The sequence below is a fragment of the Streptomyces sp. NPDC059455 genome, from assembly GCF_042750115.1.
Taxonomy (GTDB): domain Bacteria; phylum Actinomycetota; class Actinomycetes; order Streptomycetales; family Streptomycetaceae; genus Streptomyces; species Streptomyces endocoffeicus.
On the sequence record NZ_JBHYVB010000037.1, the window covers coordinates 7,169 to 25,021 of the forward strand.

Consider the following 17,853-nt stretch of genomic DNA (forward strand, 5'->3'; position numbering starts at 1 on the left):
GCGTCGGGGGCGGACCCCCCGAACGGCGCGCCGGGGGCGCGTTGGACCAGCGGGGCAGCGGCGGGGGCCCGGCGGCCGCGTGGCCCCGCCCCCCGGCCGGGCACCCGTTCTGCTATCCGCATGGCCGACACCGCCGCCCCGCTCCAGCCGCCCGACCGCCCCGGCTACCGCCTCAAGCGGCTGCTGCTCGGCCCGCCCCTGGTCACCGAGCGGATCCGGCGCGAGAAGCTGAGCAACCCGGCCGCGCTGGGCGTGCTGGCCTCCGACTGCATCTCCTCGACGGCGTACGGCAGCGAGGAGATGCTGCGGGTGCTGGTGCCGGTCATCGGGGTCGCGGCGTTTACCATGATCCTCCCGGTGACCGGGGCGATCCTGCTGGTACTGCTGCTCGTCACGCTCTGCTACAGCGATGTGGTGACGATCTACACCCGGGCCGGCGGCTCCTATGTGGTGGCGCGGGAGAACTTCGGCCCGGACATCGCCCAGATCGCGTCCGTGGCACTGCTGGTGGACTACATCGTCACCGTGGCGGTCCAGGTCTCGGCGGGCACCAACGCGATCATCTCGTTCGCCCATCTCGTCAGTGGTACCTGGACCGGTATCGACCATCTCCAACTGCCGCTGAGCGCCCTGGTGATCCTGATCCTCGCCTACGGCAATCTGCGCGGACTGCGGGAGGCCGGGCGGGTCTTCATGGTGCCCGCCTACCTGTTCATCCTCGCCGTCGGCCTGATGCTGGTGGTCGGCGTGATCCGCGGACTCACCGGGACGCTGCCGCACGCCGATGTGCACGCCGCGGGCGCCGTGCCGCTCGGCACTCCGGGCGACGGCTGGCTCTACGGCGCCTCGCTCTTCATCGTGCTGCGCTCGTTCGCCAACGGCGGCTCCTCGCTGACCGGTCTGGAGGCGATCTCCAACAGCGTCTCGGTCTTCCGCGACCCCAAGGGCCGCAACGCCCGCCACACGCTGGTCACGATGAGCTGCGTCCTGGGCACGCTGGTCCTCGGGGTCTCCGCCCTGGCCCACTTCACCCACGCCATCCCGTACCGGGACGGCACCCCGACCGTCCTCGCGCAGGAGGCCCATCTGGTCTTCGGCGGCGGGGTGCTGGGCGCCCTGGGGCTGGCGTTCGTCCAGCTGGCGACCGCGCTCATCCTCTACACGGGCGCCAACACGCCCTTCACCGGCTTTCCGTTCCTGGCCAGCTTCGTGGCCGAGGACCGCTTTCTGCCCCGGCAGCTGACCCGGCGCGGCCACCGGCTGGCCTTCTCCAACGGGATCGTGTCGCTGGCCGTGGTGGCGCTGGCGCTGCTGGTGGTCACCGAGGCCAATGTGGACCGGCTGGTGGCGCTGTACGCGATCGGGGTGTTCACCGCCTTCACCATGGCCGGGTCCGGGATGACCGCCTATCACCTGCGGCGCCGGGAGCCGGGGCGGACGTGGAAGGTCGCGGTGAACCTCATCACCGCGGTGGTCTCCGCCACCGTGGTGCTGATCTTCGGGATCACCAAGTTCACCGAGGGCGCCTGGCTGGTCGTGGTGGTCTTCCCGCTGGGGGTCTGGGCGCTGATCCGGATCAACCGCGAGTACCGCGCGGAGGCCGCCGCCCTGGAGGCGGTGGAGCGCCCCGGGGACGACGTCCCGCGCTGGCGGCGCCATGTGGTCTTCGTCCTGGCGGACAGCATCGACCTCGCGACGGTCAAGGCGCTGCGGTACGCGCATGAGCTGCGGCCCGACGAGGTCCGCGCGGTGCACTTCATGGTGGACGAGACCCATGCCCGGCGGCTGATGGCGCGGTGGGAGGCCACGGCGGGGGTGACGGTGCCGCTGGAGGTCGTGGAGTGCCCGGACCGGCGGCTGCGCCACGCCGTGATGGAGCTGGCGGCCCGTACCACCGAGGACGGGCGGACCGCGCTGACCCTGCTGGTGCCGCGCCGCACCTACGCCTCCCCGCTGGGCAAACTGCTGCACAGGGGCACGGCGGAGTCGCTTGCCAAGACGCTGGAGCGGCTGCCGGGGGTCGCGGTGACGATCCTGCCGTTCGCCGTCAGCCTCGCGGCACGGGAGCGGGCGCCGCGGGAGCCCGGGGAACGGGAGCCCTGGGAGCAGGAGCCCCGGGAGCGGGAGCCCCGGGAGCGGGAGCCCCGGGAGCGGCCCGGCCCCGAATGAACACACTTACTTAACCGGGAGTACCTTTCTTTTGGTTAGCGCTTCCTTTATGGTGGGTGTGCCGATCCCGAACCAGGAGAGTCACACATATGAGCATCGTCGTCACCGGAGCCACCGGCCACCTCGGCCGCCTCGTCGTCGAGGGGCTGCTGGAGAAGGTTCCCGCCGACCAGATCACCGCGGTCGTGCGCGACACCGCGAAGGCCGCCGACCTCGCCGACCGCGGGGTGCGGCTGCACGTGGCCGACTACAACCGGCCCGAGACGCTCGCCGGCGCCTTCGCCGCCGGCGACAAGGTGCTGCTGATCTCCGGCAGCGAGGTCGGGCAGCGGGTGCCGCAGCACCAGGCCGTGATCGACGCCGCCAAGGAGGCCGGTGTCGCGCTGCTCGCCTACACCAGCATCCTGGGCGGCCCCGCCGCCGACTTCACCCTGGCCGATGAGCACAAGGTCACCGAGCAGGCGATCACCGACTCGGGCCTGCCGTACGTGCTGCTGCGCAACGGCTGGTACAACGAGAACTACACCGAGAACCTCTCCACCGTGCTGGAGCACGGCGCCGTCGTGGGCGCCGCGGGCGAGGGCCGGGTCGCCTCCGCCGCGCGCGCCGACTACGCGGCGGCCGCCGTCGCCGTTCTGACCGGTGAGGGCCACGAGGGCAAGGCGTACGAGCTGTCCGGCGACACCACCTGGGGCTTCGCCGAGTACGCCGAGGTGGTCGCCCGGCAGTCCGGCAAGGAGATCGTCTACGGCGCCGTCTCCCCCGCCGAGTACCAGTCCATCCTCACCGGCGCGGGCGTCCCCGAGCCGTTCGCCGTGATCCTCTCCGATGTCGAGGCGGCCATCGGGCGCGGCCGGCTGGACGCCACCCCGGGTGAGCTGTCCCGGCTCATAGGCCGCCCGACCACGCCCATCGCGGACTCGGTGGCGGTCGCGCTCAAGGGCTGACCCGCCCCGTACGCACCACGGCCCGCCTGTCATCACCGTATTCCGGTACGGGAATGACAGGCGGGCCTCACCAGCGCTACCTTCGGACCCTCGGAACGGGCCCGCCGGGGGCTCGTCATGCCGTCGGGGAGGGTGCCGTGACGCCGCAGGACCAGCAGGACCGCGTCGATCGCGCCGGTCTCCTCTACGGCTTCGCGGCGTACGGCATGTGGGGTCTGGTGCCGCTCTTCTGGCCGCTGCTGGAGCCCGCCGCGGCGGTGGAGATCCTGGCCCACCGGATGGTGTGGTCGCTGGTGGCCGTCGGTCTGGTGCTGCTGGCGCTGCGCCGCTGGAGCTGGATACGGCCGCTGCTGCGACAGCCCCGGCGGCTGGGCATGATCGCGCTCGCCGCGACCGTGATCTCGGTCAACTGGGGTCTGTACATCTGGGGCGTCAACAGCGGGCATGTGGTGGAGACCGCACTCGGATACTTCATCAACCCGCTGGTCAGCATCGCCTTCGGGGTGCTGCTGCTGCGTGAGCGGCTGCGGCCCGCACAGTGGGCGGCGGTCGGCGTCGGGGTGGTGGCCGTGGCCGTGCTGACGGTGGGCTACGGCAAGCCGCCGTGGATCGCGCTCACCCTCGCCTTCAGCTTCGCGACGTACGGCCTGGCCAAGAAGCGGGTCGGTCTCGACGGGCTGGAGTCGCTGGCCGCCGAGACCGCCGTGCAGTTCCTGCCCGCGCTCGGCTTCCTGATCTGGCTCGGGGCGGACGGCGGCAGCACGTTCGCGAGCGAGGGCGCCGGGCACGCCGCGCTGCTGGCGAGCTGCGGCTTCGTCACGGCGCTGCCGCTGATCTGCTTCGGGGCCTCGGCGGTGCGGCTGCCGCTGTCGACGATCGGGATGCTCCAGTACGTGGCGCCGACCTTCCAGTTCGTCCTCGGGCTCGCCGTCTTCCATGAGTCGATGCCACCCGAACGGTGGGCGGGCTTCGCCCTCGTCTGGCTCGCGCTCGCGCTGCTGACCTGGGACGCGCTGCGCACCGCCCGGCGGGCGCGGCGCGCGCTGGCCGACGCCGCCGCGCGGGCGGGGGCGCTGTCGGCGACAGTGGAGGCCGATGTGGTTCCGGGGGCTGATGCGGTTCCGGAGGCCGTTGTTCCGGAGGCGGTCGTGCCCGAGGCGGTCGCGCCGGAGGCCGTTGTGCCGGAGGGCGCCGCATCGGACGCCGCCGTACCCGATACTCGGCCGGGACCGATATCCGGCGGGTGATGTCCGGTTTCCGCCCTTGACGCGGAGTCAGCCACGCCCCGAGCATCAGCACGTTCACCGCTCCATCGCCCCCACGGGCACGTGCACCACACAGCGTCACGTCATTCCGTCCTGTCCTCGTTCGGAACCGGAGCCCCCCATGTCCTCATGCGCGCAAGCCCGCCCCCGAAGATCCCTGATACGGCGTACGGCCGCCATGGCCGCCGCCGGTACGGCGGTCGCCGCCCTGGTCTCGGCCGCCCCCGCGACCTCCGCCGCCGCATCGGCACGGCACACGGCGGACGCCCGTACCACCCTCGCGGCACCGGACATCTCCGTGGCCAATGTGAAGGCCCATCTGGCCCAGCTGCAGTCCATCGCCACCGCCAACGGCGGCAACCGCGCCCATGGCCGCCCCGGCTACAAGGCGTCGCTCGACTACATCAAGGGCAAGCTGGACGCCGCCGGATACACCACCACCGTGCAGCAGTTCACCTCCGGCGGTGCCACCGGCTACAACCTCATCGCCGACTGGCCCGGCGGCGACACCAACAACGTGGTGTTCTCCGGCGCCCACCTCGACTCCGTCACCGCGGGCCCCGGGATCAACGACAACGGCTCAGGCTCCGCCGGGACCCTGGAGACCGCGCTCACCGTGGCCCGCCAGGGCGCGAAGCCCACCAAGCATCTGCGGTTCGCCTGGTGGGGCGCCGAGGAGCGGGGGATGGTCGGCTCCACCTATTACATCAACAACCTGCCGTCAGCCGAACGGGCGAAGATCGACGGCTATCTCAACTTCGACATGATCGGCTCGCCCAACCCCGGCTACTTCGTGTACGACGACGACCCCGGGATCGAGTCGGTCTTCAAGGCGTTCTTCTCCGCCAAGGGCGTGCCCACCGAGATCGAGACCGAGGGCGACGGCCGCTCCGACCACGCGCCGTTCAAGAACAAGGGCATCCCGGTGGGCGGTCTCTTCAGCGGCGCCGACTACACCAAGACCGCCGCCCAGGCGCAGAAGTGGGGTGGCACCTCCGGTCAGGCGTTCGACCGCTGCTACCACCGCTCCTGCGACACCTCGACCAACATCGACGACACCGCCCTGGACCGCAACAGCGACGCCATCGCCTACGCGGTCTGGACGCTCGGCGGCGCCTGATCCCGGACGGATGACGATGTGCCGTGTTCGGCTCCGTCGGCTCAGGCCGCTCCGGCCGCCTAGGCCACTCAGGTCGCCCAGGTCGCCCAGGCCACCCAGGTCGCTCAGGCCGTGATGTCCTTCGCGGTGAACCGGGCCCAGGCCGCCGAGCCGAACACGGCCACGTACAGCCCCTGCAGCCCCAGATTCTTGACCAGCTCGTCCCAGTAGACCGGCTCGCGGAGGAGATCGGCGAAGCTGAGCCAGTAGTGCGGGAAGAGGTACGGGTGGATCGCGTGCAGCTGCGGGATGGTGTCGAGGATCTGCGCGGTGATCACCAGCCCCACGGTCGTGGCCATGGCCGCGATCCCGCTGTTGGTGAGGGTGGAGATGAATAGTCCCACCGTGGCGATCCCCACCAGCGACAGGGCCACCAGGGCGGCCACGCCGAGCGCCCGGAGCAGCGCCTCCTCGAACGAGACGGTGATGCCCGAGATCAGCGTGACATCGCCGAGCGGGAACAGCAGCGCCCCCGTCACCAGGCTCGAGAGGGCCACCACCAGGGTCGCGATCAGGCAGAAGGCCATGGTGGTGGTGAATTTGGCCAGCAGCAGACGGGTCCGCCCGGCGGGGGCGACCAGCAGATAGCGCAGTGTCCCGGAGCCCGCCTCACCGGCGATGGCGTCACCGGCGATCACGCCGATCACCATCGGCAGGAAGACCGGCAGGGTCGCCGCCAGTGACGCGAAGACCAGGAAGATCCCGTTGTTGGTGATCTGGGGGAAGAAGGCGGGGCCCGCCCCCTCTCCCCCATGGCCGCCGCCGAAGCTGCCGCCGTCGCTGGTCTCGATCTTCACCGCGACACCGATGAGGATCGGGATCAGCGCGAGCACCCCGAGCAGGGCCAGGGTCCGCCAGCGGCGGAGGGTGGTGGTCAGCTCGGAGCGGAAGAGCGCCAGGGCCCACAGGGGGCTCGGGCGGGGCGGGTTCGCGGCCCTTCCGGCCAGTGCGCCGGTGTCGGCCGTCTTGGGTACGCCGGTGCCGGCCACCCTCGTTTCGTCAGCCCGCGACGTTTCGTCAGCCCGCGACATCGAAGCCCTCCCCGGTCAGCGCGACAAAGGCGTCCTCGAGCGAGGCACGTTCGGCCCCGAAGGCCCGGACCCGCACCCCGGCGCGTACGAGGGCGGCGTTGAGATCGGCCAGCTCCAGCGGTGCGTCGTCCACGCCGGGGCCGGGCACCGGCAGTTCGCCGGAGACGCGCTCGTCCAGGACCACCAGATCCGTCACCCCGTGCTCCTTGAGCACTCGGACCGCGTCCACCGGGTCCGGGGTGGTGACGGCCAGCCGGCCGCGGCTGCCCGCCGCCAGCTCGGCCACCGTGCCCTGGGTGATCAGACGGCCCTGGGCCATCACGGCGGCGTGTGTGCACACCTGTTCGATCTCGTCGAGGAGATGGGAGGAGAGGAAGACGGTGGTGCCCTCCTCGGCCAGCTCGCGCACCAGGGCGCGGATCTCGCGCATGCCCTGCGGATCGAGGCCGTTGGTCGGCTCGTCCAGCACCAGCAGCTCTCGCGGCTGGAGCAGCGCGGCGGCCAGGCCCAGGCGCTGCTTCATGCCGAGCGAGTACGCGCGGGCCTTCTTCCCGGCCGCGGCGGCCAGCCCGACCCGGTCCAGGGCGGCCGCCACGCGGGGGGCTCGGGTGCGGGGGTCGGCGGTGGGGTCGGCCGCGTCGTAGCGCAGCAGATTGTCGCGGCCGGTCAGAAAGGGGTACAGGGCGGGGCCCTCGATGAGGGCGCCCACCCTGGGCAGCACGCTCCGGGCGGCGCGCGGCATCGGCTCGCCGAGCAGCCTGGCCCTGCCCGAGGTGGGCTCGATCAGGCCCATGAGCATGCGGATGGTCGTCGTCTTCCCCGAGCCATTGGGCCCGAGGAAGCCGAAGACACTGCCCCGCGGCACGGACAGATCCAGCGCGTCGACCGCGAGCTGTCCGCCCCGGTAGCGCTTGGTGAGCCCGCGGGTCTCCACCGCGGCGTCGTCCCCCTCGGTGGACCGCTGCTCCACGGGCTCCCCTTCGTTCTGCGTCGTATCCGCGCCCTACGTCATCCGTCACCGCGCCTTATGCGCCCAGTGGGCTCACTTGGCCGCGTTGGCGGCCTTGACCAGGGCGTCCTTGTCGACGGCGCCGACGAACACCTTGCCGTCGTCGGTGATCAGCGCGTTCACCAGCCGGGTGCTGACCACGGTGCCGGAGCCGAACTTCCCCTTGACCTCCTTGCCGAAGCCGCCGAGGAGGCCGGAGGCCGCGCCCGGGCCGCTGTCGCCGCCGGGGGTCGTGGGCGCCGCGGCGCCGCCGGGGGTGTCGAGCCGGGCGACCGAGTCCCAGCCCTCACCGACGACCTTCAGCCCGGACAGGGCGCCCTGGGCGTCCTTGAAGTCCTTGGAGCCCTTGAAGTCCTTGGTGCCGAAGTCCTTCGGGACGTCCTTGTGGTCGACCTTGGGCTCCTCGGTGACCTTGGCGCCCTTGGGCGGCGTGAAGTCAAAGGTGCTGGCCTTGGGCTTGCCGAAGTCCACCTTGGTGAAGCCCACGTCGATGATCGCCTTGCCGCCGCTCTTCGGGGAGAGCGTGAACTTCAGCGGGACACCGTTGTCCGCGTCCACCGCGATACGGACGGATCCGATCGTGGAGTCGCTGTTCTGCTTGGGCTTGACCAGCAGGTCGTACGCGTCCCGCCCGGCGACCCGGGAGGTGCCGTCGACGGTCACATCGGTGGTGTCGTCCACGGAGGAGAGCAGCGTCTTGGCCATCTCCTGGGGCGTGGCGTCCCGCAGGTCCTTCGGCATCTCCCGCCGGTGGTCGCCCTTGGCCTTCGCGTCCTTCGGGGCGGTGGCGTGGTAGGCGGAGTTGCTCCCGCTGTCGTACGCCCAGATCTCGTCGCCGTTGTGGATCATGCTGTACTCGGCGGCGTTCTCGACGATCGACACCCGCTGCTTGGCGGGGCCGTCGGTGGCCACCCGCAGGGTGTGGGAGCCGGAGATCAGCTCCATCAGCTTGGACTCGGGAGCGGCGGACGCGTCGCCGCCCTGCGCCCCGCCGAGGTCGGCGAGCGAGCCGCCACCGGGGAGCGAGGGGATGCCCAGATCGGTGGTGATCTTCACCGAACCGGACATCTGCTGGGCGTCCGATGCCGCCATCTTGCTGATCAGCTCTTGCGCCGAGATCTTCGGCAGATTGGGGTCGCCGGTGCTCGCGAGCGCCGGGACCAGTCCTATGGTCGCCGCCGCGATGCCCGCGACGGCCACCGGGGCGGCGTACCGGGCGGCCTTCTTCCCTCGTGATGGCCGCTCTTCATCCCAGAAGCCGTCGTCGGCGACCTGTGTCGGTCGGATCCGTGCCATATGTGCTCTACCTCCGTCGTCGGCGGCGGTTCGTCAGCTTGCACTCGTCCACCTCTCGGGCCATTGTCACCCGATCCCGCCATGTGGTGGTCTTTTCATCCCACCAAATCGTTCGACGTGGCGCGTCAGCCCGCAGGATCACCTCGGCGTAATGCTCGGGTATGACGCCGCTCCACCGGGAGTCAGGGTCCTACTCCTCCGGGAGTCGCCGGCGGGCGCCCCGGGAGCAGGGGACGGGCGGGGTGGAACGGGCGCCGGGCGGGGGTCATCCGGCCCGGTGGACCACCGCGTCGCACAGCCCCTCGAGGGCCGCCTTCGCCGGGCCCTCGGGCAGCGGCGCCAGCATCGAACGGGCCTCCGCCGCATAGCGGACCGTGACCCGGCGGGCCCGCTCCAGCGCCGGATGGGCGCGCAGCCGCCGCAGCACCTCGGCATGGCGCGCGTCATCGGTGAGATCGCCCGCGAGCAGCTCGCACAGCTCGCGGTCCACGGCCGAACCGGTTACCTCGGCCTGCTCCCGCACATAGAGCACCGGCAGGGTGGCCACGCCCTCGCGCAGATCGGTGCCGGGGGTCTTGCCGGACTCATGGCTGTCACTGGCGATGTCCAGTACGTCGTCGGCGAGCTGGAAGGCCATGCCGAGCCGCTCGCCGTACTGGGTGAGGATGCTGACGATGCTCTCGTCGGCGCCCGACATCATCGCGCCGAACCGGCCGGAGACGGCGATCAGCGAGCCCGTCTTACCGGCCAGCACATCCAGGTAGTGCTCGACCGGGGCACGGCCGTCCCGGGGGCCCGCCGTCTCCAGGATCTGACCGGTGACCAGCCGCTCGAACGCCTCGGCCTGGATCCGCACCGCCTCGGGGCCGAGGTCGGCCAGGATGTGCGAGGCACGGGCGAAGAGGAAGTCGCCGGTGAGGACCGCCACCGAGTTGCCCCAGCGGGCGTTGGCGCTGGAGACGCCGCGCCGCACCTCCGCCTCGTCCATCACATCGTCGTGGTACAACGTCGCCAGATGGGTGAGTTCGACGACCACCGCCGAGGGCACCACTCCGGGTGCGTGGGGGTCACCGAACTGCGCGGCCAGCAGCACCAGCAGGGGCCGGAACCGCTTCCCCCCGGCCCGCACCAGATGCTGGGCGGCCTCCGTAATGAAGGGCACATCGCTTTTGGTGGCCTCCAGCAGGCCCTCTTCGACCGCCGTCAGCCCGGCCTGGGTGTCGGCTTCCAGAGTCCGGTCCCGCACGCTCAGCCCCAAGGGCCCGACGAAGCTCACGGGGTACTCCTGTCTGCCTACGAATGACGCGAATGTCGATGTGTCGCTGCCTCCACCAACAGGCAGCGTATCCGGTCGGGTATCGATCACTGTTGGCGCCTTCCCGCCTTGTGCGCCTCTCACCGTTCTCTCCCGAACCGACCGCTTCACATCGAAGTACCGCGATCGCAGCAGATCATTCATGCCCCGGACCCCACCCGGCGGCCCGGCCGGATCCCACCCGGCGGCCCGGCCCGCCCCACTCGGCCGCCCGGCCGGACCGCCGACCGGACCACCGACCGGACCGCCGGACGGTCCGCCGAACCGGCCGTCGAGCGGGGCCGGTCACCGGCCGGGGCCGGCCGACGCCCGCGGGCGGGGCCCGCTCATCCGTGCATGGCGGCCACCGCCTTCGCCAGCCGTGGCGACGCGTACTCCGTACCGCAGACGAACCGCATCACCGGGCCGAAACTCGCCGCCGCGGGCAGCCCGGTGAAGTACAGCCCCGGGACCGAGGAGCCGTAACCGGCGTCGAGCCAGGGGCCCCGGGACCGAGGAGCCGTAACCGGCGTCGAGCCAGGGGCCCCGGGCTCCGGTGACCAACTCGGAGCGGAGCCCGGGCCCGAGGAAATCCAGCGCCGCGACACTCATCCGGTAGCCGGTCGCGGATCACATGGTCGGCGGCCGGCTCACCGACCCGGCCGTCACCGTGCAGGGTGAGCACCGGCCGGCCGTCGTCCCCCACCGTGACCCGGCTGATCCGCCGCCCCTGGGTGACCCGCACCCGCCCGGCGAACCGGTCCCTCAGCCACCAGGCGCCCTTGGGCCCCAGCACCCTGCGGACCAGATACTCCCGGGCCGGTGCGGGCAGCCGCCGGAAGCCCACGGCGTGGTGCGACAGCGCGTACAGCGACCAGGCGCGGCCGAACGGCGACTCGGGCCCCAGCCTGGACTGGCGGTCCGGTGGGGTGCCGAAGGCGACCGCGCGCGGCCCGCGGGCCACCACCCGCACCGCGGCCGCACCGGCCTCGGCCAGCAGCACCGCGCTCTCCAGCGCCGACTGCCCGGCCCCGACGACCACCACCTCACGCCCCCGGAAGCGGCCGAGGTCGCGATGGTGCGAACTGTGGGAGACGGGGCCGCCCGGAGCGGGTCCGTCCGGAGCGGGTCCGTCCGGTACGGCGGCGGCCAGTTCCCGGGGGAGGTGGGCGAGCCCGCTGAGCCCACTGGCGACGACGACGGCGCGCGCGGTGAACTGCTCCCCCGAGTCCAGCTTCAGCTCGAACCGGCCGCCCCGCCGGTCCACCGCCACCACCCGCACCCGCACCCGCTCCGGCTCCGGCTCCGGCTCCGGCACCAGCCGCTCCTGGAACCACAGTCCATAGGCCGAGAAGGTCTCCATGGGGATGAGGTCCCAGTCGGACTCATAGCGCGGGCCGCCCACCGCATGGCAGAAGTCGAGCAGGGTGTGCCCCGGCTGCGGTGCGTCGATGTTCGAGGCGACCGGTGTGGACTTGAGCAGCATGCCCGCGGGCATCTGCTCCCGCCAGCTCACCATCGGCTCCCCGAAGACACGGACCGGCAGCCCGTGGGCGCGGAGGTGAGCGGCGGTCGACAGACCGTATGGACCGGCGCCGATGACCGCTACCCGGATCGTTCATGAATCCCCCCAGGTGTCGCGTTCACTTGGCGCGCCACAGCCGGTACAGCTGTGCCGCGCCGGGCCGCAGTGAGCGGGCCAGCATGGTGAGGAACGGCCTCATGTCGTCCCGCGCCGCCCAGGCGAGCTCGGTCCCGCTCGCCCGCGCCGGGGCGTGCGGAGTGGTGTAACCACTGCGGCGGTAGGCGAGCAGCGCGGGCAGGTCGATGTTCTCGACCAGGAACCGCCGGGCCGGCCGCTGCCGGGCCCCGGGGACCGCGCGTCCGGTCAAATCGAGATGCTGGGCCCGTACGACATCGATCCGCGCCGCGTTCTCGAAGAGCCGGAACTGGGCGCCCATCCGCGGATTGAAGTCCAGCAGCTTGTACCGTCCGTCACGCCGGTCGAAGCGCCAGTCCAGATCGACGATGCCGCTGAAGCCGATCCGCTGGACGAACCGGGCCGTCATCCGCGCCAGTTCCTCGTTCTCCACCACATAGGCGCACGCCGTCATGCCCGCGTGTGGCGGCCAGGACCGCACCTTGACCCCGGTGAACATCGCCAGCGGTGTGCTCCGGGCGTCGAAGTACGCGTGCACGATCCAGTCCTCGGCCTCCTCTCTCGGCAGATACTCCTGCAGCACCACCCCCGGCCGCGGCCCCCACCGCCGCGCCAGCTCCATCAGCTCCCGCGGGCCCTCGATCCGGGTGGTGCCGCACACCGCGGGCTTCTTCCGCCGCTCGAACGCCTCCCGGTTCTTGGCGACCACCGGAAACCGGGCACCGGCCGCGAACGCCTTGACATCGGCATAGGTGTCCGGGAAGACGCCCTCGGGCGTGGGCACCCCGTGCTTGGCGCACAGCTCGTGCAGCCCCTGCTTGCTCGCCAGCCGCCTGGGCAACTCGGGCTCGGTGCGCGGGAAGAGAAAGCGGCCCTCCCCGGCGAGCCGATCCGCGTGCTCGGCGATCAGCACCGCCGCCTCCTCGTCGGTGGGCAGCAGCACCGTCGGCCGGCCGATCGCCCGCCCCATCCGCAGCAGCCCCTCCACCAGCCGCTCCGGCCGCTCCTCGCCGGTGGTCGGCCAGACGAAGGCCCTCCTCAGATAGCGCGAGAGCGCCGCCGGGGTCCAACGGTCCTCGGTGACCGCGTACATGGGGACACCGAGACGCCCCAGGGACCGGATGGCGCCGACGCCGCCGTGATGCAGCGGATAGTGGCCGATCTTCACGATGAGAGCGGGCACGGAACGCTCCACCGCGAACGGCACGGCACTGCTCGCCACGAGTCCCCCTTGGTCACCGCAGCGCAGTGGCCCCCCCACTGTGCGTGACCCTAATGAAGGACGCTACTTCGGAATCTCCACCTCCAGCAAGGATTTTCCGGACATTGCCATCTCTTTAGGGAGTAGCCGACACAACGTCATCTTCCTTTCTTCCCCTCCCTCTCCGCGCCTTAGGGTGTGCTGCGTCCCACAGTGACGAGGAGAAGGCGAGGCAGCCCCGATGCCGCAGCGATCCCCGCTGGACCTGCCCGAAGGCGACCCCTTCGGCCCGCACAACCTCCCCTATGGCGTCTTCACCGCGCCGCACGCTCCTCATCTGCGGAAAATCGGGGTGCGCTACGGAAACCATGTGCTCGACGTGGGCGCCGCCGCGGCCGCCACCGCCTCCCCGCACGCCGAGCCGCTGGGCGCCGGCACCCTCAACCCGCTGATGGCCGCGGGCCGCCCGGTCTGGCAGGCCGTCCGCGCCGAGGTGCTCGACTGGCTGACCGACCCGGCGCACCGCTCGACCATCGAACCCCTGATGCACCCCCTCCCCACGGTGGCGCTCCACCTCCCCTTCGAGGTGGCCGACTACGCCGACTTCTATGCGAGCGAGCACCACGCCACCAACACGGGCAGGATCTTCCGCCCCGACGGCGAGGCGCTCACCCCCAACTGGAAGCACATGCCGATCGGCTACCACGGCCGGGCCGGCACCATCCTTGTCTCGGGCACACCCATCGTCCGCCCGCAGGGCCAGCATCTGCCCCCGGCCGATACCTCCGCACCACACGCTTCCTCCCCCACTCCGGTCTTCGGCCCCTCCCTGCGCCTCGACTTCGAAGCGGAGGTGGCCTTCGTCGTCGGCGCCCCTTCCACTGTGAATACACCGGTGCCGCTCTCCGGGTTCCACGACCACGTCTTCGGCGTCTGTCTGCTCAACGACTGGTCCGCGCGCGACATCCAGGCGTGGGAGTACCGCCCGCTCGGCCCCTTCCTCGGCAAGTCCTTCGCCACCTCCCTCGCCGCGTGGGTCACCCCGCTGGACGCCCTCGCCGCGGCCCGTACCAGCCCTCCCGCCCGCGACGTCCCGCCCCTTCCCTACCTGGACGACAGCGCCACCGAGCCCGGCGGGCTCGATCTGCGCCTGGAGGTCGCGCTCAACGGCCACACGATCTCCCGCCCGCCCTTCTCCGCCATGTACTGGACCGCGGCCCAGCAGCTCGCCCATCTGACGGTGAACGGCGCCTCGCTGCGCACCGGCGACCTCTTCGCCTCCGGAACGGTCAGCGGTCCGCGCCCGGACGAGCTCGGCTGTCTCCTCGAACTCACCTGGGGCGGCCGCGAATCCCTGCGGCTCCCCGACGGCACCCGGACCTTCCTGGAGGACGGCGACGAGGTGACCGTCACGGCCTGGGCGCCGGGCCCGCAGGGGACCCGTATCGGCCTGGGCGAGGTGACCGGCCAGGTGGTCCCGGCCACGCCCTGACGCGGCTGCTAATTTGTCGTGCTCCTGCCCTGACGATCCCGGACGACCGAGGAGAAGCACGTGAAGAAGGCAGTGAGCATCGCCGGAACGGCGGTGGCGGCCGCCCTGCTGCTGACCGCATGCGGCAGTGACGGTGGCGACGACAAGAAGGACACATCCAAGGACCCCTCCTCCGAGTCGAGCGCCCCGGCGGAGGGGGGCGCGGACACGAAGGTCTCCGGCACCTATGTGGCGAAGGCCGGTGAGGGGGCCGTCATCCTGTCCATCAGCGGCAAGAAGGCCGTCCTGATGGCCGACAAGCACATCTGCACCGGCGAGTACGCCGACATGGGCGGGAAGATGCTCATGCTCAAGTGCGCCGACGGCAACACCGACCGCAGCGCGGGCAAGGTCACCGCGAGCGCGGACGGCAAGACCCTCACGGTCGACTGGGACGCGCTCGCCAAGAACGACACGTTCATCAAGACGACCTCGCCCAGCGACCTCCCCTCGGGCCTTCCGTCGTCGCTGCCCTCCGGCCTCCCGACCGATATCCCGACCGATCTGGCGACCGGCCTCCCGACCGGCTGAACCACGGCGCCGGACCCCTCCGGCGTCCCGGGCCCCTGGCGCGCCGCCGCGCCGGGGGCCCGCCGCGCACAGTGGCAGATCTTGCCGCCGCGGACACGAAACCGCAGGCAGAAGCGGTAGGGAAGCCGCCGTCAGGTGGCGCAATACTTCGGCAACACCATCGGCCCGGCCCCGTCGGTATGGTCCCGATACGACCCCCCGACCAGCACACCCCCGGAGCCGGCCGATGCCAGCCGAACGCCCTCGCGAGCACGCCCCGCCGGTCGCCGCCGCGCGCCGCCGTCGGCTCCGTGCCGACCGGGCACGGCAACTCGCCGATCTGCTCCGCCACCAGGTCCTCACCGGCGGCTTCCCCGGGGGCGTGCTCCCCCTGGAGGACGCGCTCGGCCAGGACTACGGCGCCTCCCGCAACACCGTGCGCCAGGCGCTCGACCTGCTGCGCTCCGAGCGCCTGGTGGAACGGCAGCCCGGGGTGGGCACGGTCGTGGTCGCGGAGAAGTACCCGCACGGCCTGGACCGGCTGATGGGCCTGGCCGAGACCCTCCACGAGCACGACCGGGTCACCAATGAGGTGCGCACCGTCGGCCCCGTCCCCGCGCCCGCCTGTGTGGCGGACCGGCTGGGCGTCCCCGCCCGTTCCGATGTCCTCTACGTCGAGCGGCTGCGCCGGCTCGGCGGACTCCCGCTCTCCCTCGACCTCACCTACCTCCCGATGGACATCGGCGCCGATCTCATCGGCGCCGACCTGGAGAACACCGATGTCTTCCGGCTGATCGAGAAGATCACCGGACAGCCCCTGGGCACCGCCGAGATCACCCTCGAGGCCGTCAACGCCGACGCCCACTCGGCCGCCGTTCTGCAGGCCCCGCGCGGTGCGGCGGTCCTGATGCTGGAGCGGCTCACCCATCTGTGCGATGGACGCCCGGTGGACCTGGAGTTCATCCGGTTCCGCGGCGACCGGATCACCATGAGCGGCCAGTTGCGCCGCACCGCCTGAGACCCACCCACCACACCCTCTGCCCCTTCACGCCCTTCCCTGGAGACAGCCATGCCTCTGGCGCCCCAACGTGCCGATGTGCCGGTGACGATCGACGAGTCCAAGTGCATCGACGGCTGCACCCTGTGCGTGGACATGTGCCCCCTCGACTCCCTCGCGATCCACCCCGACAGCGGTAAGGCGTACATGCACGTCGACGAGTGCTGGTACTGCGGCCCGTGCGCCGCCCGCTGTCCCACCGGCGCGGTCACGGTCAACATGCCCTATCTCCTGAGGTGAAAGGCCCCTCGATGCAGCGCACGACCCTCCCGGCGGCCCTCGCCGCCGGCGCCCTGCTGCTGTCCCTCACCGGCTGCGGCGGCGACGCGGACGCGGACGGCAAGACCGTGACCGTCACCGTCGGCTACCAGTCCAAGACCATCAACACCGTGACCGCGGGCACCCTGCTGCGCTCGCTCGGCGCCTTCGAACGCGAGCTGCGCGCCCTCGGCCGCCGCGACGGCCATACGTACAAGGTGAAGTGGGAGGACTACGCCACCGGAGCGCCCATCACCGCGCAGATGGTCGCCGGTAAGGTCGACATCGGATCGATGGGCGACTTCCCGCTCCTGATCAACTCCGGTCGCGGCACCCAGCTGAACGCGCCGACCCGCCTCGTCTCCGTCACCGGCTACAACCTGCGCGGTGGCCTCAATACGGTCCTCACCGCACCCGGTTCCACCCTGCGCGCCCTGTCCGGGCTGCGCGGCAAGAACGTCTCCACCAGCGTCGGCTCCGCCGCGGACGGCACGCTCGTACGCGCCCTGCGGCAGGCGGGCATCGACCCCGAGGACGGCATCCACAAGCTCAACCAGCAACCCGCCGTGGGCGCCTCGGCCCTCGAGGCGGGCAGCGCGGACGCCCTCTCGCAGTTCGTGGCCTGGCCGGGACTGCTCGCCTTCCAGGGCAAGGCCAAGGCGCTGTACGACGGCGCACGGCTGAACCTCCCCACCTTCCACGGGGTCACCACGCGCAAGGCGTTCGCCGACGAGCGCCCGGCCGTCGTCCAGGCGTTCCTCGCCGCCCAGATCAATGCCACCCGCTATCTGCGCGCCCATCCGCTCGACGCCGCCCGTAAGGTCGCCACCGCGACCGGGCTGCCGCCCGAAGTGGTCTACCTCTACAACGGCACCGGGGGCATCGCGACCTTCGACCCGACCCTCAAGCCGCGACTGACCGCCACGCTCAAGAAGGACGTCCCGGTGCTGCGTGACGCCAAACTGGTCGGCCCGGTCGACGTGTCGTCCTTTGTCGACGACCGCTATCTCAAACGGGCGTACGGAAACGCGGACACCTACGCCAAGGCGCTGCGCGCCACCCCGCCCGCCTCCCCGAACCAGCTCTGGCTCAAGGGCGAGGACCGGCTCCGCACCTTCGCCACCCCCACCGAGCTGCTGCGCTTCGCCGGAAGCCACCGCGACCGCGTCCGGGCCGCCTACGTACCCGACGCGGCCACCGGCACCCGGTGGTTCGCGAACCGCGCGATCTGGGTCCGCGACGGCCGCGATCTGCGCGCCTTCGTCACCCCGGACAACGCCCGCGGCTGGATCGCGGGGCACCCCGGCGCCCGCACCCTCGGCTACCCGGCGGCCCTGGCGGCGGCCCGATGAGCGCGCCCGCCTCGTCCGTACGGTCCCGCCCGGCTCCGGAGGCCTCCGGAGCCGGAGCCCGGGCCGCCGCGCGCCGGCCGCGGCGGCGCGGCCCCACGGCCCGCCCCCCCCCAC

At 71.8% G+C, this 17,853-nt stretch carries 14 protein-coding genes and 1 pseudogene; 9 read left to right on the forward strand and 6 right to left on the reverse strand.

Features of this window, described 5'->3' with window-relative positions; genetic code table 11:
* The first annotated feature begins 120 nt into the window (after nucleotides 1-120).
* The 4 genes from ACFXB5_RS15795 to ACFXB5_RS15810 all read left to right on the forward strand — a co-directional run bounded on the left by ACFXB5_RS15795 (nucleotide 121) and on the right by ACFXB5_RS15810 (nucleotide 5,501).
* Nucleotides 121-2,169: an APC family permease gene (locus ACFXB5_RS15795; RefSeq protein WP_385207638.1), complete on the forward strand. Its 2,049-nt coding sequence runs from the start codon at nucleotides 121-123 to the stop codon at nucleotides 2,167-2,169.
* Nucleotides 2,170-2,258: 89 nt separating this feature from the next.
* Nucleotides 2,259-3,116, forward strand: a complete 858-nt coding sequence (locus ACFXB5_RS15800; RefSeq protein WP_385207640.1) for an SDR family oxidoreductase — start codon at nucleotides 2,259-2,261, stop codon at nucleotides 3,114-3,116.
* 206 nt (nucleotides 3,117-3,322) lie between these two features.
* Nucleotides 3,323-4,363 (forward strand): EamA family transporter RarD, encoded by a 1,041-nt coding sequence (rarD, locus tag ACFXB5_RS15805; protein ID WP_385207743.1) that lies wholly within the window; start codon nucleotides 3,323-3,325, stop codon nucleotides 4,361-4,363.
* Nucleotides 4,364-4,559: 196 nt separating this feature from the next.
* Nucleotides 4,560-5,501: a M28 family metallopeptidase gene (locus ACFXB5_RS15810; RefSeq protein WP_385207643.1), complete on the forward strand. Its 942-nt coding sequence runs from the start codon at nucleotides 4,560-4,562 to the stop codon at nucleotides 5,499-5,501.
* A 104-nt stretch (nucleotides 5,502-5,605) separates the two neighbouring features.
* On the opposite strand, the gene ACFXB5_RS15815 is transcribed toward ACFXB5_RS15810, so the two are convergent.
* The 6 genes and pseudogenes from ACFXB5_RS15815 to ACFXB5_RS15840 form a co-directional block, all read right to left on the reverse strand.
* Nucleotides 5,606-6,571, reverse strand: coding sequence for an ABC transporter permease (locus ACFXB5_RS15815; protein ID WP_385207646.1), 966 nt, complete (start codon nucleotides 6,569-6,571; stop codon nucleotides 5,606-5,608).
* Complete coding sequence (locus ACFXB5_RS15820; protein ID WP_385207649.1) at nucleotides 6,558-7,541, reverse strand: ABC transporter ATP-binding protein; 984 nt, start codon at nucleotides 7,539-7,541, stop codon at nucleotides 6,558-6,560. Before ACFXB5_RS15820 ends, ACFXB5_RS15815 begins: the two co-directional genes overlap by 14 nt.
* A gap of 72 nt (nucleotides 7,542-7,613) precedes the next feature.
* Nucleotides 7,614-8,876 carry an outer membrane lipoprotein carrier protein LolA gene (locus tag ACFXB5_RS15825; RefSeq protein ID WP_385207651.1) on the reverse strand — a complete coding sequence of 421 codons (1,263 nt, stop codon included), beginning with the start codon at nucleotides 8,874-8,876 and terminating at the stop codon, nucleotides 7,614-7,616.
* Nucleotides 8,877-9,141: 265 nt separating this feature from the next.
* Nucleotides 9,142-10,152: a polyprenyl synthetase family protein gene (locus ACFXB5_RS15830; protein WP_385207653.1), complete on the reverse strand. Its 1,011-nt coding sequence runs from the start codon at nucleotides 10,150-10,152 to the stop codon at nucleotides 9,142-9,144.
* Nucleotides 10,153-10,517: 365 nt separating this feature from the next.
* A pseudogene (locus ACFXB5_RS15835) lies at nucleotides 10,518-11,785 on the reverse strand (FAD-dependent oxidoreductase).
* Between the two features lie 28 nt (nucleotides 11,786-11,813).
* Nucleotides 11,814-13,052, reverse strand: a complete 1,239-nt coding sequence (locus ACFXB5_RS15840; RefSeq protein ID WP_385207655.1) for an ATP-grasp domain-containing protein — start codon at nucleotides 13,050-13,052, stop codon at nucleotides 11,814-11,816.
* Between the two features lie 220 nt (nucleotides 13,053-13,272).
* Between ACFXB5_RS15840 and fahA the strand changes: the two genes are divergently transcribed.
* From fahA to ACFXB5_RS15865, 5 genes are all read left to right on the forward strand, one after another.
* Nucleotides 13,273-14,523: a fumarylacetoacetase gene (gene fahA, locus ACFXB5_RS15845; protein ID WP_385207657.1), complete on the forward strand. Its 1,251-nt coding sequence runs from the start codon at nucleotides 13,273-13,275 to the stop codon at nucleotides 14,521-14,523.
* Nucleotides 14,524-14,583: 60 nt separating this feature from the next.
* Nucleotides 14,584-15,093, forward strand: coding sequence for a hypothetical protein (locus ACFXB5_RS15850; RefSeq protein WP_385207659.1), 510 nt, complete (start codon nucleotides 14,584-14,586; stop codon nucleotides 15,091-15,093).
* A 226-nt stretch (nucleotides 15,094-15,319) separates the two neighbouring features.
* Entirely contained in the window at nucleotides 15,320-16,090 is a 771-nt protein-coding gene (locus tag ACFXB5_RS15855; protein ID WP_385207661.1) for a GntR family transcriptional regulator, read from the forward strand.
* A 51-nt stretch (nucleotides 16,091-16,141) separates the two neighbouring features.
* The gene (locus ACFXB5_RS15860) at nucleotides 16,142-16,369 is read left to right on the forward strand and encodes a ferredoxin family protein (RefSeq protein WP_014054080.1); all 228 of its coding nucleotides are present in this window, start codon (nucleotides 16,142-16,144) and stop codon (nucleotides 16,367-16,369) included.
* Nucleotides 16,370-16,380: 11 nt separating this feature from the next.
* Complete coding sequence (locus ACFXB5_RS15865; protein WP_385207664.1) at nucleotides 16,381-17,739, forward strand: ABC transporter substrate-binding protein; 1,359 nt, start codon at nucleotides 16,381-16,383, stop codon at nucleotides 17,737-17,739.
* Nucleotides 17,740-17,853: the final 114 nt, after the last annotated feature.